We start from the raw sequence: 21,398 nt of genomic DNA on the forward strand, positions 1-21,398 counted from the left end.
CTTCAGGCCGCTGCACTGGTTGCTTTACGCTCTTCCTCGTCGAGCCAGCGCTCGACGATTTCCCGCACCAGCACCGCGCGGCGTTTCCGCTGCTTGCGGCACTGGTCCTCGATCCGGTCGAGGGTTTCATCGTCGAAACGCGCCTTGATTTCGTTGTGCTTTACCGGGGGAAACATGCAGCTCTCCTCAAGCGGCAGCCTCGTTCGAGGCCTGATCCATAAACCTTTCTGGGTACAGGATCTGGAGCTCTGTCAGTTCGCCGCCGAAGACGCGGCACAGCTTCTCGGCCAGCGCCGGAGAGGCGGTCTGCTTGCCGCGCTCGATTCGGGAAAGGTTTCCCGTATCCAGGCTGCAGTTGATTTCGCGCAGGCGATCGACGACGTGTTGCAAACGCCATCCACGCTGCTTGCGCGCTTTTCTAAGAGGGGACATGAAACACCTCCCAAGGTGGTCTCCTAGAAATATTCTGCTCTATGAGCAGATTGCAGCACAAGCAGAATCTGCGCAATGCGCTTTGTCGATAGAACTGAAGCCAAGGAAAATCAGCGCATGACTATTGGCGCGACTATCAGAGCTGCACGCAAAGCGAAGAAATGGACGCTGGAGAGGCTTGCCCATGAGGCTGGCACTGACACCGGCAACCTTTCCCGCCTAGAACGAGATCTCCAAGGGGCCAACAAGGACCTGCTGGAGCGGATCCTTCATGTGCTTGGCATATCCCTTACCGGCGGCGTTCCGATGCTCGACGCCAACGTCGGCGAGATCCTTCGCGTAAAGGGACAGGTGCCATTGATTTCCTGGGTTCAGGCCGGGAGCTGGAGCGAGGTGTCGGACATCTATGCAGTCGGCGATGCCGAGCAGTGGCTGCCCTGCCCTGCCTCTCACGGGCCGCGCACCTTCGCCCTCCGCGTCCGCGGCCTCTCGATGTACAACCCCAGCGAGCGCCATTCCTTCAATGACGGCGACATCATCTTCGTCGACCCCGATCGCGAGGCCATCCACCGCTCACTGATCGTGGCCAAGCTGACCGATACCCAGGAAGCAACCTTCAAGCAGCTGCTCATCGAGGATGACCAGCGGTTTCTGATGGCCCTCAACCCCTCCTGGCCGAACCGGATCTACCCCATCAACGGCAACGCCGAGATATGCGGCGTCGCTATCGCGAAGCATGAGCCGCTGATCTAACCCACCTTCCCGTTTATCAAGAGCCCGCCACTGAGCGGGCTTTTTTCTGCGCGCTTTTTAATTTTCTGCTCTTGACACAGATTCGATTCTGCTCATAATGCAAACCATAAATCTGCTCTTTAAGCAGAATTTGCGAGGGCAAGACGATGATGCTGCATCCCGACCTGATCAAAAGCGCCCAGCCGCTGCCCTATCCGGGCCTGCCGGAGCGCGAACAGAACCGCAACCGCTCCCTGGCAGTGATCCAGCGCCTGGTGCTGAACGACCTGCAACAGGGTGAGCCGGCGCTGTGCAACGCCTTCGCCGAGTTCTGCGCTGATCGCCTCGACCACGACACCCGCTATGCCCTGTGCCTCTCCCGTATCACCGGCGAGAAAGACGCCAAGGCTATGGCCAACGCCTGGGTAACCGAGCACGTCGAGAAGTGCCGTCCGCTGTTCGTGGCCGAGGAAGTGGAACGCCGCATCCTCCCCGCCAAGTTCGAGGCCCTGGAGCTGCCGCGATGAACAACCCCAACGCCTGGCGCTGGGTGCTTGACCCGCGCGACCCCGAATACCTCGACCCGCCCACCGATGAAGAGCAGGCCGAGCAAGACGACAACGACGCCTGGCTGGCCGAGTGCCGCGCCCAGGACGCAGAGGTGGCCCATGTCTGACTGGAGAAAAGCCAAGGCGCGCCAGCTGATCGCCAACCAGATCGCCTTCGAGAGCGCGTCGCAAGTCCCTTCGGCTCAGACCTGCGAAGGGATGATCGAAATGGCCTACGCCCTCGACCTGCTGACCGACAGCGAGCTGAACGAGCTGAACGAGCAGATCGCCAACACCGTGGCAGCGCGCCGCAAGCAGCTGCGCGCCAGCCACAACGCCGCCCTTCTGGGCTTGGAGGTGCCCCGTGCTTAAGCCCTTCACCGGCAACCAGTTCAACGAGGCCTTTCGCCGCGCCCTGGCCGGCGGCCTCACCCATGCCAGCCAGATCAAGCGGATCGTTCGCCGCCGCGGCACCTGGTTCATCACCTGTGAGGTGCCGGCATGAACCGCTTCACCAAAGAAACGCTGCGCAGCGCCGCTGTCTGGTTCGCCATCTGGGGCTTGGCCATCGCCGCTGCGTTCATCCAGTACGGAGCACCGCCCGCATGACAACAACAGCGACAGCACAGGACAGCCTGATCCGCCTGCCCGAAGTGCTGAAGAGAACCGGCCTCTCCCGCACCTCGGTGTACCGCCTGATGGAGGCCGGCGACTTCCCGGCCAAGCGGAAGCTGATGGGCACCGGCCGCAGCTCGCCCATCTGTTTCTCGGCCAACGAAGTGCAGGCCTGGATCGATCAACGCAAGAACCCCGCCAACGACGGCGAAGAACAGTAGGAGCCAGACCATGGCAACCAACCAGAATATGGCCCTGTGGGATTCGGTTCAGACCACCGACAAGGCCTACACCAAGACCGCCGAGCTCGATGGCCGCCTGGTCACCAGCATCAACGGCACCTATGTCGCGCGCCGCCTGACTGAGACCTTTGGTCCGATCGGCAAAGGCTGGGGCTACGACATTCTCGAAGACCGCTTCGACAACGGCGCCCCCATCTGGGCCGGCTCCGGTGATGACCGCCGCGTCATCGCCCACGAAGTCATGCACACCACCAAGCTCAAGGCCTGGTATCTGCGCGGCGGCAAGAAGCACTACATCACCCACTACGGGCACACGCCCTTCGTGCGCAGCAGCAAATACGGCGCCTACACCGACTTCGACGCCCCGAAGAAGAGTGTCACCGACGCGATCAAGAAGGCGTTTTCCCTGGCCGGCGTCTGCGCCGACGTGCACCTCGGCATGTTTGATGACCCGAACTATCTCTACGCGCTCAGCCTGAAACAGCGCCTAGAAGAAGCGGGAGAGGACGGCGTCACCGAGGCCATGAAGGAAGCCCGTGGCGAGTTCCGCGAATGGCTCGACCGCCAGATCGCCGCAATCGTCCGCTCCCCCAACGAACGCGCCCTAGTCCTGTTGGCGAAGAACCTCTCCGAGCAGGCCCGCGAGAAATCCAAGGTCGTGAAGTACGACCCCGCCGAAGTCGAGCGCCACATCAACGAAGCCGTCGAGCAGCGCAAGCAGTGGCTGCTCGACAACCCCACCCCGGCAGCCCGCCCCATCCAGAAAGCCAACGAAGAGTAAGCAGCCATGACCACTTTGAACAACGTGAATCTCGAACAAGGCACCGTCGACGTTGCCGAGTACAGCCAGACCGAAGCCGCCCTGGCGGCCTTGCGCGAGAAGTACAGCAACCTGCCCGATATCAACACCCCTGACGGATACGAGTTCCACAAGGTCGGTATCAAGGAACTGACTACCCTGCGCACCAGCCTGGAAGCCGCCCGCAAGCGGGAGAAGGAACCGCACCTGCAGGCTGGCCGCATCATCGACGCCGAAGCCAAGCGCATCACCGAAGAGCTGCAGAAGCTCGAAGACCCGATGAAGGCCGCCAAGAAGGAATACGACGACCGTGTCGAGCGCGAGAGCCAAGAGCGTATCGCTCGCCTGCAGGTGAAAGTCGACGCCATCAAGGCTATGCCCGGCCAGGTGCGTGGCAAGTCGAGCCAGGAAATCGCCGACATGATCGACCGCGTCGGAGAGATCGACGCCGCGCACGACTTCTACGACCTGACCAAGGAAGCAATTGCCGCCCGCCAGGGTGCACTGGATGAACTGGCGCAGATGCTCATTGATCGCCAGGCATTCGAAGCGGCTGAGGAAGAACGCAAGAGGGCGCAGGCAGAGCAAGCCCGTCTGGAGCGGCAGCTGGCCGAGCAACGCGCCGAAATGCAGCGCCAGCAGGATGAGTTGCGCCGCCAGCAGGAAGAGATCCAGCGCCAGCAGGACGAAATGCGCCAGCAGCGCGAGGAGCTGGAGCGCGCCCAGGCCGCCGCCCAGCCCGCACCCGCTGCCGAACCGGTCGCAGAACAACCGGCGCCCACCGCTGCCGCGGCGCCCGCAGAGCCCGCAGCCCCTGCCCCGGTAGCCGCCGAGAAGCCCGCCCCCCGCAAGCCGTCCGCAGACAACCGCCAGTGGCATGCCGTGGTGGTCGACAAGTCCGCGCTGATCGCCGCCATCGCCGCCGGCTACGGCACCGAGGATCTGCTGATCGTCGACCAGGCCGCCCTGGACAGCCTGGCCAACGACAAGCGCAACGGCCTGGAACTGCCCGGCGTTTTCGCCGAGCCGGTGCCGGCCACTCACGCCGCCTAACCCAAACCGATACCCCGCGCCGCAAGGCGCGGCATCCGGGTGCGCTCTGCAGCAGAGCGCAGCCAGATGCCCACGACCCTGGAGATAGCCCAATGAGCAACGCCAACGTATTCGACTTCGAGACCACCGGCATTCCTGACTGGAAGCAACCCAGCGAGGCCGGCCACCAGCCGCATATCGTCGAAGTCGCCGCCCTGCTGTACGACGCCGCCGGCAACATCATCGACCGCTACCAGGCGATCGTCCGCCCGGCCGGCTGGGAGATCACCCCGGAAATGACCGCCATCCACGGCATCAGCCAAGAGCAGGCCATGGACGAGGGCATTCCGGAGATCGAGGCCCTGGACGGGTTCCTGGCCATCCACGCCCGCGCCACCATCCGTGTCGCCCACAACGCCACCTTCGACGACCGTATCGCGCGCATCGCCATCGCCCGCTACCACGGCAAGGACCTGGCCGACGCCTTCAAGGTTTCCACCGAGAAGTTCTGCACCTGCTACAGCGCACGCGGCAAGGTCGACGGCATCGGCAACAAGCTGCCGACCCTGGCCGAGGCCTACAAGCACTTCACCGGCGAAGACCTGGTGGAAGCCCACCGCGCCATGCCCGATGCCCTTGCCTGCGCCCGCATCTACTTCGCCCTGCAGGGCGTGGCCATGCCGCCCGTGCCGGCCGCAGCCTGAGCCCGCCGCCATGATCGACCCTCGCGCCAATAGCCAGGAACCCATCGTCGCGCCGGCGCCGCTACCAGTTGTCAGCCGCCGCGCGCTGCGCCGAGTGAAGGACGCCCTGCCGATCCCCACCACCTGCAACTGCTGCAGCGGCGGCCGCGTGCGCCTGGTGGAGAACTCGGAAATCTATGGCGGCCGCTCGTTCGGCGAATGGCCCTACGCCTACCTGTGCCCGGACTGCTTCGCCTATGTCGGCCTGCACCCGGGCACCGACCTGCCCCTCGGCACCCTGGCGGACAAGCCCCTGCGCAGCGCCCGCAACCGCTGCAAGCAGCCGTTCGAGCGGATCTGGCGCGAGGGACACATGACCCGCAAAGCGGCCTATGCCTGGCTGACCCGTCAGCTCGGCATCCAGGCCCACGAATGCCACTTCGGCCTGTTCGACGCCAAGCGTTGCGAGCAGGCCCGCCAGCTCTGCGAGCGATTCCTGGCCGGCACCAGCCGCCAGAAAGGAGCAAGTCATGCGTAAGCCCATGCCGAAGATGGTGGATCGCATATGCAAAGGCTGCCGCGAGCCCTTCCAAGCTCGCGCTTCTGACGTGAAACGCGGCTGGGGCCTGTTCTGCAGCAAGTCATGCAAGGCGATCAAGCAAGAGCAGCGCACTGGGCAGTACGCGGCATATCGAGAGGCTACCAGCCACCTCACCGACTCGCCGTATTTCACCGACGCGCACCTGTTCAGCAACGAAGAACACGACTGCAACAAGTCCGACGACTGAGAGGAACAATGCCATGCACCACCTGACAACACTCAACCTGCCGACCCCGTCGTCGAAGGAAGCCGACCGCCAACGGCTCGCCGCCATGCTGGCCGAGTACCAGGCCGGGGCCGAGCAGGTACTGGAATCGCCGATCGAGCAACGCCCACTGGTCAACCGCCAGTGGAGCGCTGCCGACATGACGATCATCACCGAGTCCCGCCGTCATGAGCAGGCCGCCAAGGCCCTGCGCAAGTGTGGCCGCCCCGCCGGCTCGGTAGTCGAGGACAGCCCCGCGCTGATCCGGCGCGCCCGCGCTTTGGCCGGCCTGGGCATCGCCAAGTCCACCGCCGCCAAGCGCCTTCAGATCGGCACCACTCGCCTTGAGCGTCTGGCCGAGAAGCACGGCATCCCCCAGTACACCAAATCCCCGAAAGTCGCCTGAGGACTCAGCCATGTGGTTCCGCAACCTGCTGATCTACCGCATCACCCAAGCCATCGACCTGGCCGCCGAAGCGCTGGAAGTCGCGCTGGCCAGCAAGCCCGCCCGCCCGTGCGAAAGCCAGGAATTGACCACCTACGGCTTTGCCGCACCGCTCGGCAAGGGCGCCGACGCGCCCCTGGTGCACGCCGTCGAGGGCATGCTGCTGATCCGCGCGCAGAAGGAGGAACGCATGCTGCCCGGGCATGTGGTCCGCGACGCCCTCAAGGAGAAGGTCGACGAGATCGAAGCCAGCCAGCTGCGCAAGGTCTACAAGAAGGAGCGCGACCAGCTCAAGGACGAGATCGTCCAGGCCTTCCTCCCGCGCGCCTTCACCCGCAAGGTCTCGACCTTCGCCGGCATCGACCCGGCCGCCGGCCTGATCTACGTCGACGCCAGCTCGCCGAAGCGCGCCGAGGATCTGCTGTCCACCCTGCGCGAATGCCTCGGCTCCCTACCGGTGCGCCCGGTGTGCGTGAAGATCGCGCCGACCGCCACCCTCACCGACTGGCTGAAAAACCAGAAGGCGGCCGAAGGCTTCTTTGTGCTCGACCAGACCCTGCTGCGCGACACCCACGCCGACGGCGGCAGCATCGCCGCCAAGCACCAGGACCTGACCAGCGAGGAGATCCAGCTGCACCTCTCCACCGGCAAGCAGGTCACCCAGCTGTCGCTGGCCTGGCAGAACAAGCTCTCCTTCGACCTCGACGACAAGCTGCAGATCAAGCGCCTGCGCTTCGAAGACCTGCTGACCGACCAGGCCGAGCAGGACGGCGGCGAAGACGCCCTGTCCCAGCAGTCCGCCAGCTTCTTCCTGATGATGAGCACCTTCCGCGAGTTCGTGCCGGAACTGCTCACCGCCCTGGGCGGCGAAGAAGTCCCCACCGGTATCTGACCAGCCAGCAGCGAACAGGAAAATCATCATGCCTATCCGTCACAGCATCATCCACCTGATCGACAAGAAGCCCGACGGCAGCCCTTCCGTGCTCCATGCAGCCATCACTGAGGTGCCTGAATCTGAAGCGCGCGACAACCTGCTAACCGATCTTAACGAGGCCTACAACGCCAAGCCCGGCAAGGCTTGGGGCTTGTTCCATGAGGAATCTGGAGCCTACCCGTTCAGCGGCTGGCTGCGCGACTACCTCGACAGCAAGCAGGACTTCACTGCCTTCAGCCTTGAAGCGGTCGAGCACCTGCAGAGGTTGATGGATGAATCGAACCTCACCATTGGCGGCCACGTATTCATTGTTCACTACCAGCAAGGCATGACCGAATACCTAGCTATCGCCCTGCTGCATCACAGCAATGGCGTAGCAGCGAATATCGTCATGAACCTGGCACCAGTGAAGTATCTGGATCTGAGCCAACTGCACCTGGCCGCACGCATCAACCTGAGCGAGTGGCGCAACAACCCGAAGTCGCGCCAGTACATTTCGTTCATCAAGGGCAAGGGCGGCCGCCGCGTCTACGACTACTTCCGCGACTTCATCGGTTGCCAGGAAGGCATCGACGCTCCCGGCGAAACCCGCACCCTGCTCAAGGCGTTCAGCGACTTTGTCGAGAGCGAGGATCTGCCGGAAGAATCCGCCCGCGAGAAGACCAACACCCTGGTTGGCTACGCCACCAGCCAGGCCAAGATGGGCGAACCGATCAGCCTGGAAGAACTGGCCGCCCTGATCGACGAGGATCGCCCCGCCGCCTTCTATGAGTTCATCCGCAACAAGGACTACGGCCTGTCGCCAGAGATCCCGGCGGATAAGCGCACCCTCAACCAGTTCCGCCGCTTCACCGCCCGCACCGAAGGCCTGTCGATCAGCTTCGAGGCGCACCTGCTGGGCAACAAGGTCGAGTTTGACCAAGCGCGCAGCCAACTGGTGATCCGCAACCTGCCCCAGCAACTGGTCGACCAGCTCAAGCGGGCCGAGCATGGCCAATCCATCGAGCATGGACGTGTAGCCGGCGAACCTTCACCAGAAGGTGAAGACCCTCTGTACGAGGCCGCCGTCGAATTCGTCCGCAAGAGCCAGCGCGCCAGCATTTCTGCCGTCCAGCGCAAGCTGCTGATCGGCTACAACCGCGCCGCCCGCCTAATCGAATCCATGGAAATGGCCGGCGTGGTCACCGCTATGGACAGCCACGGCAACCGCGAGGTGATCCGCCATGGCTAACTCTCGCACCGCCGACAAGTTCGTGGTCCGCATGCCTGATGGTGTCCGCGCCCGCGTCGACGCTGCCGCACAGCTTGACCACACCAGCATGAACACCTTCGTGGTCCAGGCGATCGAGGAAAAGCTGGCTCGCGCCAAGCGCCAGGAACTGCTGCTGGACGCCCTGGAGCAGGCCGCCTCTGGCATTCACAGCGCCCGGGTGCAAGCGGCACCCCGGCTGATCGGCTGGCGTACCGCCGATTATCTGGAAGAGACGAACGACCATAAGGTCGCCAGCAACTGGGCGCCGAATGTCGCAGTCCTGCCGATCTTCGAAGGCGACACCATCACCAAGCTGCCGAGCGTTCCGGTTGAGGTGGTGTCATGAGCCTGACCAACCAAGCCAGAACCTTCCACGTCTGCGTTGCCGTCAGCTACGTGATCGAGCGCGCACGTCGCCCGCGCGTTTTGGATGACCTGCTGTCAGAGCGCGGTACCGGCCGCCCTCTTCCTGGTGAAGAGGTGCTGACCGTCGCCCTGGCGTGCGCAGAGCGCGGATTCACCATGATCCCCAGCTGCGACCACCACGGCGATAAAGGCCAGTGTCTTGGCCATCCGGCGGAGGCCTCGGCATGACCCGCGAAGAAGCCTACGCCCACATTGCCAAGGTCGCTGCCGAGCACGCGCTGATCGCGCAAGCCTTCGGCGGCGTGATCACCATCGTTCATCCAGACACCCAGCGCCAACACGGCATCGAGGCCAACTGTCTCTACATGGCCGGCCAGGGCCCCCACCCTGCTGGGGATCAGGCGCAAACAGCTGTCCGCAAGGAAGAACAGACCGACCTCTTCGCCCTGCTCGATGCCGAGCAGCAGGACGATATCGCCAAGGAATCCGCCGAATGATCACCCAGACCCTGCACCACTTCCATTTCTGCTGCGGCCTGGGCGGCGGCGCCAAGGGCTTCAACCGGGCGAAACCCATCGTCGGCAACGTGCAGGCGCGCTGGGAATGCCTGGGCGGAATCGACGTTGACCCGGCTGGCCTGCGCGACTTCGAGCAGCTCGCCGGCGTGCCTGGCACGCTCATGGATCTGTTCACCCGCGACCAGTACACCCGCTTCCACGGGAAGGAGCCGCCTGCAGGCTGGCGCGAGGCCTCGGCCGACGACGTGCGGCGCGCCGCCCAGAACAAGCGCCCCGATGCTGTGTTCATCAGCAGCCCCTGCAAGGGCGCCAGCGGCCTGCTCTCCGAGAAGATGAGCCAGACCCCAAAGTACCAGGCGCTGAACGAACTGACCCTGCGCTGCATCTGGCTGATGGGAGAGGCCTGGAAGAACGACCCGGTTCCGCTGATCGTCTTCGAGAACGTGCCGCGCCTGGCCACCCGCGGCCGGCACCTGCTTGACCAGATCAACAGCCTGCTGAGCCACTTCGGCTATGCCGTCGCCGAAACTACCCACGACTGCGGCGAGCTCGGGGGCCTGGCGCAGTCTCGCAAGCGCTTCCTGCTGGTAGCGCGCCACGTCGAGAAGGTGCCGCCGTTCCTGTACGAGCCGGAGAAAAAGAGCCTGCGCGCCGTCGGCGATATCCTCGGCCGCATGCCTCTGCCGGGCGATATTGACGCCGCCGGCCCGATGCACCGCGTGCCCTCGCTGCAGTGGCAGACCTGGGTACGCCTCGCCCTGGTGCGTGCCGGCAGCGACTGGCGCAGCCTCAACGAACTGGCGATCGAGGATGGCCACCTTCGTGACCTGATCATCGTGCCGGAGTACCGCTCCGGCTATTTGGGCGTGCATGGCTGGGGCGATACCAGCGGCACCATCGCCGGCCGCAGCAGCCCCACCAATGGCGCCTTCTCGGTTGCCGATCCACGGTACCGCCAGGCCGCGAACTGGAATCACGGCCAGCAGTTCGGCGTCATTCGCTGGGACGATTCGTCGCCGACCATCCCCGGGCAAACCATGCCCGGCCAGGGCACCTTCAGCGTTGCCGATCCGCGCTATCACAACTGGCACCAGGGCGCGAGCAGCCGCAAGCTACACGTCGGCAAGTGGGACGGCCACACCGGTACCGTGACCGGCTCTCAGCAGGTGGCCAGCGGCGCCCTGTCGATCGCCGACCCGCGCCCGAACTGGAACCGCCACAGCGGCAACTACCGCGTTGTTCCGTTCGACAAGCCTGCCGGCACCATCATCGCCGGCGGCAAGGGTGTGCAGGGTGGCCAGCAGTCCGTGGCAGATCCTCGCATCCTGCACCGCGGCAAGGGCGACAACTACCTCACCGGCGGCCACTACGGCGTTATCCCGTTTGACCAGAACTGCGGCGCGATCGCCGCCAGCTCGCGCTACGACAGCGGGCGCTTCAGCGTCGCAGACCCGCGCATCCCTGCCGCCAATGACCGCCTGACCTGCATCATCCGCAGCATCGACGGCACCTGGCATCGCCCCTTCACCACCCTGGAGAAGGCAGCACTACAGAGCCTGGTCGACCCAGAAGAGCAGCTGATTCTGGACGGCCTGAGCGACAAGGACTGGAGCGAGCGCATCGGCAACGCCGTGCCGCCGCAAGCCGCCGAGGCCATCGCCCACGTCATGGGCACCACCCTGCTGCTGGCCGCTCAGGGCGAGACCTTCATGCTCAGCAATATGCCGGTCTGGGTTCGCCCGGTAGCCGTTGGCCTGAGCGTCGCCGAGGTACCGCAGGCATGAGCCGCCGCAAGCCCAACAACAACCAGCTCCGGCGCGAGCGAGCTGCAGCCGCAACTCTTCGCCAGTATCACGCCGCCCTGGTTCACATCGAACCGGCCCAGCGCCAGATCGTCGTCAGCCTCAAGCATCTGCTGCGCGTGAAGGATGAAAACCGCATCGCCCATGCAATGGCCGAGCACCCGTATCAGTGGACCATCTTCTTCGCGGCATTCTGCACCTCACGGGAGACCGGCGAATACCTCAAGGGCGGTGAAGTCTTGCTACCCGGGCGCTACAAGCTGGACAACCTCTACGAAGGCATTGAGGACGAGAAGGCCAAGATCATGGCCGGCTGCAATCCCAAGCACGTAATCGGCTGCGGCTTTATTGCCGTGCCGCACCCTGCCGAAATCAGCGAAGGCCTAGCCGCCGAGGTATTCACCAGAGCCGGCGCCTGGAATCAGGTCAAGCAGGTGAGCGCATGAACCTAGTTCCCGGCGCCCCGGTTGCGCTCCTCGCTCATCAACGTCTTGAGCAGGTGCAGCGCCACCAGATGCCCGCCACCGTTCGCGCGCCAGGCCTCCTGCGTGGCCTTGTACAGCCCATCGATCTCGGCGATGACCCGGCGGTAGCGCTCGATTTCCAGCACCAGGCGGCGCATGTCCGGGTGCTCTGCCCAGATCTGGCGCAGCTCGGCCTGGGTCACTGGACGGAAGTCGGGGAGCGGTTTCTTCATGGCGGAATACTGGATATAAAAACAGTATTCTTGCACGCAACCGGCCGACCGTCACCGGCGGCCGATGCATGGCTCGCACTCAACACCCCCACCTACTGCCGCGAGACCGGTCTGCGCATCGGCGTATGCCCGTGCCAGCGCTGCAGCAAGCCACAGAAGGATCAGCAGCAATGAAGACCATGCAGCTCGAAGAGTTCCACCAAACCTTGAAAGACCAGGGCGTACCGCGTGAACACCTGGCGTTCCGCTGCCCGATGTGCAGCACGGTCCAGTCCGCGCACGACCTGATTGCGGCCGGCGCCGGTGCCGATTTCGACAGCGTCGAGAAGTACCTGGCCTTCTCCTGCGTCGGCCGCTTCACCGGTGCCGGCAGCCCGTCCACCACCAAGGGCAAGGGCATCGGCTGCAACTGGACGCTGGGCGGCCTGTTCCAGACCCATGAACTGGAAGTGGTGACCGAGGACGGCAAGCACCATCCCCGGTTTGAGCCTGTCACGCCTGAAGAAGCTCAGGCGCATCAGGTAGCTGACGCATGAGAATTACAGTCCTGCGCGGCGCCAATCACGACAGAGTGCGCTTGAGGAACTGGCCGAAGGCTGTTTCTTGCATCTCGGCCCAAGAGTCAAATCGAGTTTGCGCCGAGATAAAGGCATCCCACTCATCGTCAGGGATGGCTGCAAGGTCTTCCATTGAATCGCACTTAAAGCCTGACTTCTCGAACATCTCCTCAATGCTCTGGAAGTTCGTGTTTGAGGCCATGAAGGCAGGTGGGAATAGCTCGCCAAACGACACCTGCTTCATACCTTCTAGCTTTTTCAACCGCCGCCGAACCGCGTCCAACCCCTTTACAGGCATCTCTATCTCCTTGTGCCGGCCAAGTGCCGGAGTCCTCAACGCTAGCCCACAACCACCCACCACGCCAACGGGAGGTATCACCGTGCGCGCTCATACCCTCGACCAAACGATTCTCGAACTGGCCCGCTGCCTGCGCGCCGCCCGTGCGTTGCGCTCGGCGCGGAAGAAGTCGGACGGCAAGCGTGTGCCGGTAGAGGCCGGCGCCCTGCGCCGCGCCTCGATGGATCTGACCCGCAAGCTCGCAGACCTGCGCCAGAACCGCTGAAACCAGCCCGGCCGGCATTCCTTGCCCGACGCCGCCGACCAGGCCAGACACCGATTATCCCACACCTGTGAGGTGACCAATGAACGAAGCTATGGAACCTATCGACCCCGCATTCGCCGCACTGCTTATGGGCAAACGCCCTGAGCCTTGCGAGCCCTTCGTCGAGATATCCAGCAAGGCGCTGACCCGCCTGCTGGATGTTGTCGAGTTTGGCGACCAGCTGGAGCGCGTCGAGAAAGACAACATCCTGTCCTCGATGAAGGAACTGCTGGCCAAGGAACAGCCCGAGTTGTGGGTGCTCCACAGCGTAGGCCCGGGCGAACTGCACCCGATGATCTCCAAGGAAGCCGCCGAGCGCCAAGCCGCCGAGCTGGCCGAGATGTTCAGTTTGGCGGTCGAGAGATATAGCTGCCGCTTCGACGTAATTCGCTCGCCATTCACGCCGCTGGAGCACTACGAGATCCTGGCCGAAGAAGCCAACGAGCACCGCGACAACCTGCTGCAGCACTGCAAGGCGCTGGAGAAGAAGCTGGCCGAGCGCCCCGTCATTAAAGCTGAAGTCGTCATGCCCGATCGACTCGACGACAAGTACAAGGAGTACTTCGAGGATGTTGAAGGCGACTCTTTCAACTATGCCCTCTACCTGCGTGACGTTGAGGCAGCCATCGAAGCAGCCGGAATGCAGGTCGTCCAGCCAGCCCCTGCAGCTGTAAACCAGCGGTTTACTCCTGCAGCCATCGACGTTCTGCTCGAGCGCAAGCGCCAGGTTGATAAAGAGGGCTGGACGCCAGAGCACGACGACGAGCACGACAGTGGCGAGCTCGCTGCAGCAGCTGCGGCCTACGCCATGCATGCCGCCGATCATCTGCACCCGTACAGCCAGGGCGACGGCGGCGATGAAGCTCCGGGCTGCTGGCCGTGGCACAACGAGGTCGCTGGCCGCGGTGAAGGCCCGGTGCGAACCGAACCAGCCTGGTGGAAGCCAGGCGCCCCTCGCCGCAACCTCATCAAGGCAGGCGCCCTGATCCTGGCCGAGATCGAGCGCCTGGATCGTGCCGAACAAGCCCAGCAGCAGGAGCAGCAGCCATGACCGACGCTGAGTTTCTGAGTGACGTAGCCAACCATGGCCTTAAAATCCTGCGCGACGACGGGCTCTATCGCCACCTCCGCTTCAAGCAGCCGGACACCAGCTGCATGTACTTCGACCTGATCACCTGGCCAGGCCACCTCTGCTACACCGGCGACATGGGCACCTACGTGTTCCAGCGCGTCGAGGACATGCTGGAGTTCTTTCGGCGCGACTGCTCCGATGCGCTGCCGATCAACCCAGGATACTGGTCGGAGAAGGTTCAGGCCGCCGACGGCGGACGCCACCCTGGCTGCGTATTCGAGTATGACCACGACCGTTTCCTTGCAGTCGTAAACGAATACCTGAGCGACTGGCTCGAGGGGCTCGACGAAGAAGCTGCAGCGGACCTGTGTGAGGCCGTAGACGACGATGTTCTGCAGTGGTCGGACGCAAACGATGAGCATGGCAATTACAAGCGGGCCTACGAGTTCAGCGCAGAAGTTGGCGGGCACACCTATCAGTTCACCGACTTCTTAGAGCGCAACTTCCGGCGCTTCACCCACCGCTATCTGTGGTGTTGTCGCGCGCTGGTATGGGGCATCGACCAGTACGACAAGCTGAAGGCCGGCGCAGAGGTGGCAGCATGACCAGCCTAAGTCGACAGCAGCGCCGACTGCTGGAAAAGGAAAACGCCAAACAACCGCGAACCCTCCAGCCTGTTCCTCGCAGTCAATGGCCAGAGCATCAGCGCCAGCCCAAGGAGGTCTGGCGCTCTCGCGACTTCCTGGTGCAGATCTACGAAGAGCCCAACGGCATCGAGCGCATGAGCATCAGCAGGACTTCTCTGCACGGCGAGCGCTGGATGGACGGAATCACCTGGGACGACCTGATGGGGCTCAAGCGTCAGGCCGGGCGCGGCGATCGGGACGCGCTGGAGGTCTACCCGGCCGACAAGGACGTCATCAATGTGGCCAACATGCGCCACCTGTGGCTGCCGCCTGAGCCTGTGGCCTTCGCCTGGAGAAAGCCATGATCCCCGACACCGACCGCCCCACCGTCTACGACTGGAACGCCATCTGCGATATCTGCCTGCGCCCTCGCAGTGCTGGTGGCCACCAGAAATGCTCGAAGAAGCGCCAGGCCCTGCGCCGGCGAGAGCAGGAGAATCGCAATGGCTAAGCCCATCACGGCCAGCGTCATGACCTGCGCCAGGCAGGCCGTGATCTGGCAGCCCTACGTCGAGGCTCGCGGCCCAGGCGAGCCGGCCATTCTGGTCGAGCGCGACGCCGCCGGCCTGCTGGCGCTGACCCAGGAAGGCCGGCAGATCCTGATTCAACCGGAAACCCTGCCGGCCCTGGTCAAGGAACTGAAACGCCTGTCGACCGGAGAGCGCGCATGACCAACTACCACCCCAAGGCCGGCCGCTGCCGCGCCTGCACCAAGCTCTGGGAGGACTGCAGCGCGCTGCCCTTCCACACCATGCCCATTCATCGCCAGGACGGTACCGACGTGATCGTGATCTGCACCGAGCACGTCAAGGGCACCAATGTGGCGCCCTCGAACACACCGCAACGCCTGTACCTGAGCGGTCCGATGACCGGGCTGCCGGACTTCAACTATCCAGCGTTCAACGCCGAGGCCGCCCGCCTGCGAGCCCTCGGCTACCACGTCGAGAACCCCGCCGAGAACCCGCCCCAGGATAGCTGGGACGCCTACATGGCCGTCTGCATCCCGCAGATGCGTACCTGCGACACCATCGCCCTGCTGCCTGGCTGGTCGGAGTCGCGCGGCGCGCTGCGCGAACGGCAGGAGGCGGTACGCATCGGCATGACCATCACCCCAGCCGCCCGAATCGTCGCCAGGAGAGTGCACCATGAGCATGAGCCAATCCCACGCCATCAACCTGATCAAGGCCCAGGACAAGGGCATCACGCTGGCCCGAGCAGTCCAGTTGCTGGACGAAGCCCGGCGCTATGTCGGCCAGTCCAGCAGCGTCCGCGCCATGGATCTGAGCCGGGAAATGCTGGAGTTCTCGGCGCAGTACCGGCAGGCGGTTGATTCCGACAATAGTCCGCAGACATGACCGCCTGCAATGCCCATTCTAGATAGGGGTTGCATATTCCATGATGGCTATAGGCTGGTATCCCAACTTGGGAACTGAGCATTTTTTCTGCTCGCAGATAAAAACGGTGCTCAGCGCGTTATACCAATATCGTAATCAGCCATAGGGAAGTAGTTATGGAATCGCGCGAAGGACTATTGATCAGCATCATCGATACCGCGACTGCGGCGACCGGCGCCTTTGACCAGATTGATAGGCTGGTGGCCGACCTGCTTGCTGGTGCCGAGGTGCAGCAGGTCTGCAGTCAGATCCTCTACGCAACAGGCGATGCTCGCGCCGCGGTGCTGTACGAGCGGCGCCTTGCGGAAGACCAACTGCAAGGCGATGCGTAACCGCCCCCTTTCTCGACCGTTTGTCAGAAAGGGGGCGGGCGAATAACCCGAATGGTATGCCTAAAGGTATGCCCGAAAAATCCAACCACAGAAAAACCAAGTAAAAACAGCAGGTTGGAAAAGACGTTAGAATCCTGTCTCTGACCAAATCAAAAACCCGCCTTAACCGGCGGGTTTTTTTATGCCTGCGATTACCATCCCGCCTGCCGCCGGCCAACGCCTCAGCGAAGAAAGGCCACCACCTGCTCGCCGTCGAACGGCCAGTTCAGTTCGGCGCCGGTGTCGCAACGACGCAGCACCGGGATACGCAGGCCGTATTGTTCGACCATACCCTCGTGCTCGGCGATATCGATCAGCTCCACCAGCAGGCCGTTCTCGACGAACGGCATGAGCAGCGCCTCGGCCACCTCGCACAGGTGGCAGCCCAGGGTTCCGAAGAGTTGGCATTCCGGCGTCATGTGCGCACCTCACTGTCGGCAAGGTGCGCAGTTTAGCACCGACGCGAATCAGCTCGCGGCCGCGCCCTCGCCGAGCTGACCGGTGAGCAGCGCCTGCAGGCCGTCGAGCAGGCTGCGGTTGAGGCTGTCGGCCTTCTCCAGGCGCGGCAAGTCGAAGCGCTCGTCGAGCGAGAAGCCGCCCTTGAGCAGGTCCTTGAGCAGGCCGCCGGCGTCCTGCGCCAGGCCTTCGGCGCTGCGCAGCGCCTCGAGCAGGCCCTGGGCATAGTTCTGCAGGTCGCCATTGACCGCGCTGGCGCCCTGCCCGGCCACGGCGCCATAGGCATCGGTGGCCTGGCGCACGCTGGTCTGGGTCAGGCGCAGGGACATCGAGGCCAATTGCTCGCCGTCCATTTCCAGGGCCATGGCGCGGTCGAAGGCGCCGGCCAGGTCGCCGGCGTAGAACTGGTTGGACAGCTCCTGCACCTGACTGAAGAGTTTCTCCAGCGCCTTGACCTCGTCGGCATCCAGCTCGCCTTCGACGCTGACCTGCCAGCCGCCGATCTGCAGGCTGCCGGACTGGCTGTTGGCCGTCACGGCCGTGCCGCTGCCGTTGCTGGCGGCGGCGAAGCTGCTCTGCGACCAGCTGGCCGAGGCCTGCGCCACGGAGATGCGCAGGCGGTCGCCGTCGCGGGTGGTCACCGAAAGGTCGAAGGTCTCCGCCAGGGCGCTGAAGCGCTCGCTGTAGCCGGCCAGGGCGAGCGAGCCCGACGCCGGTGCGGCAGCGCCGAAGCGCCGGTCGAGATCGCCGAGGCCGTCCTGGATGCGCTGATAGGTATCGTCGATATCGCCGGCCACCTTGCCGGCCAGCACGCCCATGCCGTCGAGAATCTTGCGCGCTTCGGCGAAGCCCTTCTCCACGCCTTCGCGTGCCTGGCCGAGGAGTTTCTCCAGCTTGGCCGGATCGGCACCCGCCGCAGCCTCGCTCTGCAGGCGCTGTTCGATAAAGCCGAGGATGCGCCCGGCGACCTTCTCGGGAGTGAAATCGTCCTGTTTGCCACTCAGCGCGCCGGGCTGCAAACCGAGCTTGTCGGCCAAGCGGTTGGCCAGAACGGACTGCGCATCCGCCGCATTGCTGCGCGGCGACGGCGATTGAGCGGCTTGGGCGGCGCGCGAGGCGGAAGGGTTGAGCGAGGCCAGGCTGTTCATGGCAAGGTACCGGGGCAGGACATCTGCCGGGTTAACGGCCGCCGCCGCGCAAGCTTTAGTCGCACACGACCAACGGTCTGCCAGTCAATGCCCCGCCGCCTGCAGCAGGCGCACGGCCGCCGCCCGCGCCTGGCGCGCCTGATCGCCCGGGCCGTAGACATGGGCCATGCTCAACGCCCCCTCGAAGAGAAACTGCAGCTGCGCGGCGAGCGCGTCGGCATCCGTCGCCCCCAGAGCCTGCAGCGCAAGACGGAAGTGCTCGAGCAAGGCGCGCTTGTGCGCCGCCGCCTGGCGGTGGATGGGGTGCGCGCGGTCGTGAAACTCCGCCGTGGCATGGAGGAACAGGCAGCCACAGAAATCCGCCTCGCCGAGCAGTTGCTGCAGCCCATCGAACGTCGCCAGGATCGCCTCGCGCGGCGCCAGACCGGCCAGGGCCGCCTGCATGCGCGCACCGAGCTGCTCGTGCTGCAGCTGCAGGGCCGCGAGAATCAGCTCGTCCTTGGACTTGAAGTGCTTGTACAGGGTCATCTTCGCCACCCCGGATTCGGCCAGGATGCGGTCGATGCCGGTGCCGTGGTAACCCTCGCGGTAGAACAGCTGCAGCGCGGTGGCGAGCAGCTGTTCGCGTTTGTTCGAAGCCATGTGCAACCTCCAGAGGCGGCCATTATGCGCAAGGTGCGGCAAAGGTCGACCGCGGCGGGGAGAAAATCCTCGCTTGAAATATACAGACCTGTCTGTCTAACATCCATTCACCCCAGCCCTGGAGCATTCGCCATGACGCGGTTCGAACTCAACCTGCCCGCCAACGGCTACCAGGGGCGCTCGTTCGCCAGCCTGATCGACCGCGCGCTGCTGCGCCGCGCTACCCCTGGACGGCGGCATGATCAGTCCCTTCCCGCCCCCAAGGACAGCGAACCTGTGCGCTGCTACCGCTACGCCTTCGCCCTGCTGCTGGCCGGCCTCGCGTTCGGCGCCCAGGCCGAGCTGCGCCTGAGCCTGGTCAAGACCTCCGCGACCACGACCCTGGACGCCTTCACCGTGGCCGGCGGCAAGTGGACGCAGAGCGCCACCGCCAACCATGTGGCGGTGCTGATCGAGCACCATGCCGCCACCCTGCTGTTCGACACCGGCCTCGGCCGCCAAGTGGACCGCCAGTTCGCCGAGATGCCCTGGCACAGCCGGCAGCTGATGCAGTACGGCGCGGTGCGGCCGGTGCGCGACCAACTGCAGCGCGACGGCATCCGCGTCGATCGCATCCTGCTGTCCCACGCTCACTGGGATCATGCCTCGGGCCTGGCCGACTTCCCCGAAGTGCCGGTCTGGGCGCCCTACGCGGAAATCGAGTTCAGCCGCATCGCCGCGCCGCCGGCGATCCTGCCCAGCCAGTTCGAGCACGGCGTGCGCTGGGTGCCGTACGACTTCGCGCCGCAGCCCTTTCTCGGCTTCGCCGAGAGCCTCGATCTGTTCGGCGACGGCGCCCTGGTGCTGGTGCCGCTGCGTGGCCACACCCCCGGCTCGGTCGGCCTGTTCGTCACCCTCGAGGACGGTCGCCGCCTGTTCTTCACCGGCGACGCCAGCTGGCGCCTGGAGGGCTTCACCGGACCGCGGGAGAAGTTCTGGATCAGCCGCCGACTGGTCGATCACGACCGCGTCGCCACCACCGACGTCCTGCAGCAGGTGCACCGGCTGATGCAGCAACAGCCCGAGCTAAAGGTGCTGCCGGCGCACGATGCGCTCGCCCAACAGGCGCTGCCGGTCTACCCACAGTGGCTGCAATAGACGGCCAGGCGCCAGCTACCGCTCGTCCGTCCAGACTAAAGTCTTACAGTCGACTCGCCACTGAAATGCTTTATTTCACAACGCCGTAACTGGCCGGTCACATCGTGGCCGACCCAACTATAAGAACGAGGAGACAACAATAATGAGTAAGACTCCCCTCGCCCGCGCCGTGGCCCTCGCCACGCTGGGCGCCAGCCTCACCCTGCCAGGCATGGCTCAGGCCGACTTCATCGGCGACAGCAAGGCCAGCCTGGAGCTGCGCAACTTCTATATGAACCGCGACCTGCGCCATACCACCTCGGCGCAGCAGTCCAAACGCGAAGAATGGGCCCAGGGCTTTATCTTCAAGGCCGAATCCGGCTTTACCGAGGGCACTGTGGGCTTCGGCCTCGACGCCTATGCCGGTCTGGGCGTGAAGCTCGACTCCTCGGACGAGCGCGCCGGCACCAACCTGCTGCCCAATGCCTTCGGCGACGAGGGCCCGGGCGAGTATTCCGAGGCCACCGGCGCAGCCAAGGTCAAGATATCCAAGACCGTCGCCAAGGTCGGCGGCATGATGCCGAAGCTACCCAGCGTCTCTTCCAACGACGCGCGCCTGCTGCCGCAGACCTTTCTTGGCGGCCATCTGACCTCCAACGAAATCGACGGCCTGACGCTGCATGCCGGCCAGTTGAAGGAACAGAACCAGCGCGACTCCACCAACTTCGAAGACCTCAGCGTCAACGCAGGTGGCGGCATTCGCGGCTTCACGTTCAACGGCAAGGGCAACGTCGGCGATGACTTCAACTTCGCTGGTCTGTCCTATCAACTGACCAAGGACCTGACCGCCAGCTACCACTACGGCGAGCTGGAAGACCTGTACAAGCAGCACATCTTCAACCTGGTCCATGTCCTGCCGATCGCCGACAAGCAATCGCTGAAATCGGACGTGCGCTATGCACGCACCACCGACGACGGCCACAGCAATATCGACAACAAGTCCTTTGGCGCCATGTTCACCTACGCCCTGGGTAGCCATGCGTTCGGCCTGGGCTACCAGAGCATGAGCGGCGACACCGGCTACGCCTACATCAACGGCACCGATCCTTTCCTGGTCAACTATGTGCAGATCGGCGACTTCGCCAACAAGGACGAAAAATCCTGGCAAGTGCGCTACGACTACAATTTTTCCGCCTTCGGCCTGCCGGGTCTGAGCTTCATGACCCGTTACCTCAACGGCGACAATATCGACCGCGGCCCCGGCGTCTCGGACGGCAAAGAGTGGGAGCGCAACATGGACATCACCTATGTCGTCCAGGAGGGCACCTTCAAGAACCTGGGCTTCAAGTGGCGCAACGCCACCCTGCGTTCCGATGCCCTGGGCGAGCTCGACGAAAACCGCCTGATCGTCAGCTACACCATCCCGCTGATGTAAGGCCGCCTGCGAGCCC

At 64.2% G+C, this 21,398-nt stretch carries 36 protein-coding genes and 2 pseudogenes; 31 read left to right on the top strand and 7 right to left on the bottom strand.

Annotation, left to right across the window (positions count from 1 at the left end):
* Positions 1 to 2: 2 nt before the first annotated feature.
* Both AC1G9C_RS15330 and AC1G9C_RS15335 read right to left on the bottom strand, forming a co-directional pair.
* Positions 3 to 176, bottom strand: a complete 174-nt coding sequence (locus tag AC1G9C_RS15330) for a hypothetical protein (protein WP_158234269.1) — start codon at positions 174 to 176, stop codon at positions 3 to 5.
* 10 nt (positions 177 to 186) lie between these two features.
* A complete protein-coding gene (locus AC1G9C_RS15335; RefSeq protein ID WP_480408048.1) occupies positions 187 to 432 on the bottom strand; it encodes a helix-turn-helix domain-containing protein in 246 nt (81 codons plus the stop codon).
* A 75-nt stretch (positions 433 to 507) separates the two neighbouring features.
* Here AC1G9C_RS15335 and AC1G9C_RS15340 point away from each other — a divergent pair, with 75 nt between their 5' ends.
* From AC1G9C_RS15340 to AC1G9C_RS15435, 20 genes and pseudogenes are all read left to right on the top strand, one after another.
* Positions 508 to 1,185, top strand: a complete 678-nt coding sequence (locus AC1G9C_RS15340) for a LexA family protein (protein ID WP_480408049.1) — start codon at positions 508 to 510, stop codon at positions 1,183 to 1,185.
* A 146-nt stretch (positions 1,186 to 1,331) separates the two neighbouring features.
* A complete protein-coding gene (locus tag AC1G9C_RS15345) occupies positions 1,332 to 1,691 on the top strand; it encodes a hypothetical protein (RefSeq protein ID WP_480408050.1) in 360 nt (119 codons plus the stop codon).
* Positions 1,688 to 1,840, top strand: coding sequence for a hypothetical protein (locus AC1G9C_RS15350; RefSeq protein ID WP_480408051.1), 153 nt, complete (start codon positions 1,688 to 1,690; stop codon positions 1,838 to 1,840). The genes AC1G9C_RS15345 and AC1G9C_RS15350 overlap by 4 nt, the downstream gene beginning before the upstream one ends.
* Complete coding sequence (locus AC1G9C_RS15355) at positions 1,833 to 2,084, top strand: hypothetical protein (RefSeq protein ID WP_480408052.1); 252 nt, start codon at positions 1,833 to 1,835, stop codon at positions 2,082 to 2,084. Before AC1G9C_RS15350 ends, AC1G9C_RS15355 begins: the two co-directional genes overlap by 8 nt.
* On the top strand, positions 2,077 to 2,217 hold the full coding sequence (locus tag AC1G9C_RS15360) for a hypothetical protein (RefSeq protein WP_480408053.1): 141 nt from the start codon (positions 2,077 to 2,079) through the stop codon (positions 2,215 to 2,217). Before AC1G9C_RS15355 ends, AC1G9C_RS15360 begins: the two co-directional genes overlap by 8 nt.
* A 100-nt stretch (positions 2,218 to 2,317) precedes the next feature.
* A complete protein-coding gene (locus AC1G9C_RS15365) occupies positions 2,318 to 2,548 on the top strand; it encodes a helix-turn-helix transcriptional regulator (protein ID WP_096826866.1) in 231 nt (76 codons plus the stop codon).
* 10 nt (positions 2,549 to 2,558) lie between these two features.
* On the top strand, positions 2,559 to 3,350 hold the full coding sequence (locus AC1G9C_RS15370) for a hypothetical protein (protein ID WP_480408054.1): 792 nt from the start codon (positions 2,559 to 2,561) through the stop codon (positions 3,348 to 3,350).
* Positions 3,351 to 3,356: 6 nt separating this feature from the next.
* Complete coding sequence (locus tag AC1G9C_RS15375; protein WP_480408055.1) at positions 3,357 to 4,421, top strand: hypothetical protein; 1,065 nt, start codon at positions 3,357 to 3,359, stop codon at positions 4,419 to 4,421.
* A 92-nt stretch (positions 4,422 to 4,513) separates the two neighbouring features.
* Positions 4,514 to 5,104 (top strand): 3'-5' exonuclease, encoded by a 591-nt coding sequence (locus tag AC1G9C_RS15380; RefSeq protein WP_480408056.1) that lies wholly within the window; start codon positions 4,514 to 4,516, stop codon positions 5,102 to 5,104.
* Between the two features lie 10 nt (positions 5,105 to 5,114).
* Entirely contained in the window at positions 5,115 to 5,621 is a 507-nt protein-coding gene (locus AC1G9C_RS15385; protein ID WP_480408057.1) for a zinc-finger-containing protein, read from the top strand.
* Entirely contained in the window at positions 5,614 to 5,871 is a 258-nt protein-coding gene (locus tag AC1G9C_RS15390) for a hypothetical protein (protein ID WP_480408058.1), read from the top strand. The genes AC1G9C_RS15385 and AC1G9C_RS15390 overlap by 8 nt, the downstream gene beginning before the upstream one ends.
* Before the next feature lie 13 nt (positions 5,872 to 5,884).
* Positions 5,885 to 6,295 carry a hypothetical protein gene (locus AC1G9C_RS15395; RefSeq protein WP_480408059.1) on the top strand — a complete coding sequence of 137 codons (411 nt, stop codon included), beginning with the start codon at positions 5,885 to 5,887 and terminating at the stop codon, positions 6,293 to 6,295.
* A 10-nt stretch (positions 6,296 to 6,305) separates the two neighbouring features.
* Complete coding sequence (rdgC, locus tag AC1G9C_RS15400; RefSeq protein ID WP_480408060.1) at positions 6,306 to 7,226, top strand: recombination-associated protein RdgC; 921 nt, start codon at positions 6,306 to 6,308, stop codon at positions 7,224 to 7,226.
* 28 nt (positions 7,227 to 7,254) lie between these two features.
* Positions 7,255 to 8,250 (top strand): annotated as a pseudogene (gene yejK, locus AC1G9C_RS15405) (nucleoid-associated protein YejK); the annotation flags it as partial.
* Between the two features lie 45 nt (positions 8,251 to 8,295).
* Positions 8,296 to 8,499, top strand: a pseudogene (locus AC1G9C_RS15410) (DNA translocase FtsK); the annotation flags it as partial.
* The gene (locus tag AC1G9C_RS15415; RefSeq protein ID WP_480408061.1) at positions 8,492 to 8,866 is read left to right on the top strand and encodes an Arc family DNA-binding protein; all 375 of its coding nucleotides are present in this window, start codon (positions 8,492 to 8,494) and stop codon (positions 8,864 to 8,866) included. The pseudogene AC1G9C_RS15410 and the gene AC1G9C_RS15415, both read left to right, overlap by 8 nt.
* Positions 8,863 to 9,114: a hypothetical protein gene (locus AC1G9C_RS15420; RefSeq protein ID WP_480408062.1), complete on the top strand. Its 252-nt coding sequence runs from the start codon at positions 8,863 to 8,865 to the stop codon at positions 9,112 to 9,114. The genes AC1G9C_RS15415 and AC1G9C_RS15420 overlap by 4 nt, the downstream gene beginning before the upstream one ends.
* On the top strand, positions 9,111 to 9,383 hold the full coding sequence (locus tag AC1G9C_RS15425; protein ID WP_480408063.1) for a hypothetical protein: 273 nt from the start codon (positions 9,111 to 9,113) through the stop codon (positions 9,381 to 9,383). Before AC1G9C_RS15420 ends, AC1G9C_RS15425 begins: the two co-directional genes overlap by 4 nt.
* Positions 9,380 to 11,188, top strand: coding sequence for a DNA cytosine methyltransferase (locus AC1G9C_RS15430; RefSeq protein ID WP_480408064.1), 1,809 nt, complete (start codon positions 9,380 to 9,382; stop codon positions 11,186 to 11,188). Before AC1G9C_RS15425 ends, AC1G9C_RS15430 begins: the two co-directional genes overlap by 4 nt.
* Positions 11,185 to 11,652, top strand: coding sequence for a hypothetical protein (locus tag AC1G9C_RS15435; RefSeq protein WP_480408065.1), 468 nt, complete (start codon positions 11,185 to 11,187; stop codon positions 11,650 to 11,652). The genes AC1G9C_RS15430 and AC1G9C_RS15435 overlap by 4 nt, the downstream gene beginning before the upstream one ends.
* A gap of 2 nt (positions 11,653 to 11,654) precedes the next feature.
* On the opposite strand, the gene AC1G9C_RS15440 is transcribed toward AC1G9C_RS15435, so the two are convergent.
* The gene (locus AC1G9C_RS15440) at positions 11,655 to 11,903 is read right to left on the bottom strand and encodes a hypothetical protein (protein WP_480408066.1); all 249 of its coding nucleotides are present in this window, start codon (positions 11,901 to 11,903) and stop codon (positions 11,655 to 11,657) included.
* Positions 11,904 to 12,073: 170 nt separating this feature from the next.
* Between AC1G9C_RS15440 and AC1G9C_RS15445 the strand changes: the two genes are divergently transcribed.
* On the top strand, positions 12,074 to 12,439 hold the full coding sequence (locus AC1G9C_RS15445) for a VVA0879 family protein (RefSeq protein WP_480408067.1): 366 nt from the start codon (positions 12,074 to 12,076) through the stop codon (positions 12,437 to 12,439).
* Positions 12,440 to 12,464: 25 nt separating this feature from the next.
* Here AC1G9C_RS15445 and AC1G9C_RS15450 read toward each other — a convergent pair whose 3' ends face one another.
* Entirely contained in the window at positions 12,465 to 12,758 is a 294-nt protein-coding gene (locus AC1G9C_RS15450) for a hypothetical protein (RefSeq protein WP_480408068.1), read from the bottom strand.
* A gap of 82 nt (positions 12,759 to 12,840) precedes the next feature.
* Between AC1G9C_RS15450 and AC1G9C_RS15455 the strand changes: the two genes are divergently transcribed.
* From AC1G9C_RS15455 to AC1G9C_RS15490, 8 genes are all read left to right on the top strand, one after another.
* Positions 12,841 to 13,023, top strand: a complete 183-nt coding sequence (locus AC1G9C_RS15455) for a hypothetical protein (protein WP_480408069.1) — start codon at positions 12,841 to 12,843, stop codon at positions 13,021 to 13,023.
* Between the two features lie 91 nt (positions 13,024 to 13,114).
* Positions 13,115 to 14,113 (top strand): hypothetical protein, encoded by a 999-nt coding sequence (locus AC1G9C_RS15460; RefSeq protein WP_480408070.1) that lies wholly within the window; start codon positions 13,115 to 13,117, stop codon positions 14,111 to 14,113.
* On the top strand, positions 14,110 to 14,739 hold the full coding sequence (locus AC1G9C_RS15465) for a hypothetical protein (protein WP_480408071.1): 630 nt from the start codon (positions 14,110 to 14,112) through the stop codon (positions 14,737 to 14,739). Before AC1G9C_RS15460 ends, AC1G9C_RS15465 begins: the two co-directional genes overlap by 4 nt.
* Positions 14,736 to 15,125, top strand: coding sequence for a DUF7694 domain-containing protein (locus AC1G9C_RS15470; RefSeq protein WP_480408072.1), 390 nt, complete (start codon positions 14,736 to 14,738; stop codon positions 15,123 to 15,125). The genes AC1G9C_RS15465 and AC1G9C_RS15470 overlap by 4 nt, the downstream gene beginning before the upstream one ends.
* Positions 15,122 to 15,271 (top strand): hypothetical protein, encoded by a 150-nt coding sequence (locus AC1G9C_RS15475; protein ID WP_480408073.1) that lies wholly within the window; start codon positions 15,122 to 15,124, stop codon positions 15,269 to 15,271. Before AC1G9C_RS15470 ends, AC1G9C_RS15475 begins: the two co-directional genes overlap by 4 nt.
* Positions 15,264 to 15,491, top strand: a complete 228-nt coding sequence (locus tag AC1G9C_RS15480; protein ID WP_480408074.1) for a hypothetical protein — start codon at positions 15,264 to 15,266, stop codon at positions 15,489 to 15,491. Before AC1G9C_RS15475 ends, AC1G9C_RS15480 begins: the two co-directional genes overlap by 8 nt.
* Positions 15,488 to 16,150: a DUF4406 domain-containing protein gene (locus AC1G9C_RS15485; protein WP_480408075.1), complete on the top strand. Its 663-nt coding sequence runs from the start codon at positions 15,488 to 15,490 to the stop codon at positions 16,148 to 16,150. Before AC1G9C_RS15480 ends, AC1G9C_RS15485 begins: the two co-directional genes overlap by 4 nt.
* A 180-nt stretch (positions 16,151 to 16,330) precedes the next feature.
* Positions 16,331 to 16,546: a hypothetical protein gene (locus AC1G9C_RS15490; protein ID WP_480408076.1), complete on the top strand. Its 216-nt coding sequence runs from the start codon at positions 16,331 to 16,333 to the stop codon at positions 16,544 to 16,546.
* A gap of 221 nt (positions 16,547 to 16,767) precedes the next feature.
* Here the strand turns inward: AC1G9C_RS15490 and AC1G9C_RS15495 are convergent, their stop codons facing one another.
* From AC1G9C_RS15495 to AC1G9C_RS15505, 3 genes are all read right to left on the bottom strand, one after another.
* The gene (locus AC1G9C_RS15495) at positions 16,768 to 17,004 is read right to left on the bottom strand and encodes a glutaredoxin family protein (RefSeq protein ID WP_021445715.1); all 237 of its coding nucleotides are present in this window, start codon (positions 17,002 to 17,004) and stop codon (positions 16,768 to 16,770) included.
* A gap of 48 nt (positions 17,005 to 17,052) precedes the next feature.
* Positions 17,053 to 18,189, bottom strand: a complete 1,137-nt coding sequence (locus AC1G9C_RS15500) for a DUF5610 domain-containing protein (RefSeq protein ID WP_480408077.1) — start codon at positions 18,187 to 18,189, stop codon at positions 17,053 to 17,055.
* Between the two features lie 84 nt (positions 18,190 to 18,273).
* Complete coding sequence (locus AC1G9C_RS15505) at positions 18,274 to 18,831, bottom strand: TetR/AcrR family transcriptional regulator (RefSeq protein ID WP_480408078.1); 558 nt, start codon at positions 18,829 to 18,831, stop codon at positions 18,274 to 18,276.
* A 132-nt stretch (positions 18,832 to 18,963) separates the two neighbouring features.
* Here AC1G9C_RS15505 and AC1G9C_RS15510 point away from each other — a divergent pair, with 132 nt between their 5' ends.
* Positions 18,964 to 19,968: an MBL fold metallo-hydrolase gene (locus tag AC1G9C_RS15510; RefSeq protein ID WP_480408079.1), complete on the top strand. Its 1,005-nt coding sequence runs from the start codon at positions 18,964 to 18,966 to the stop codon at positions 19,966 to 19,968.
* A 142-nt stretch (positions 19,969 to 20,110) separates the two neighbouring features.
* Positions 20,111 to 21,382, top strand: a complete 1,272-nt coding sequence (locus tag AC1G9C_RS15515) for an OprD family porin (RefSeq protein WP_457787527.1) — start codon at positions 20,111 to 20,113, stop codon at positions 21,380 to 21,382.
* Positions 21,383 to 21,398 lie beyond the last annotated feature (16 nt).

Source organism: Pseudomonas sp. ABa2, from assembly GCF_056676075.1.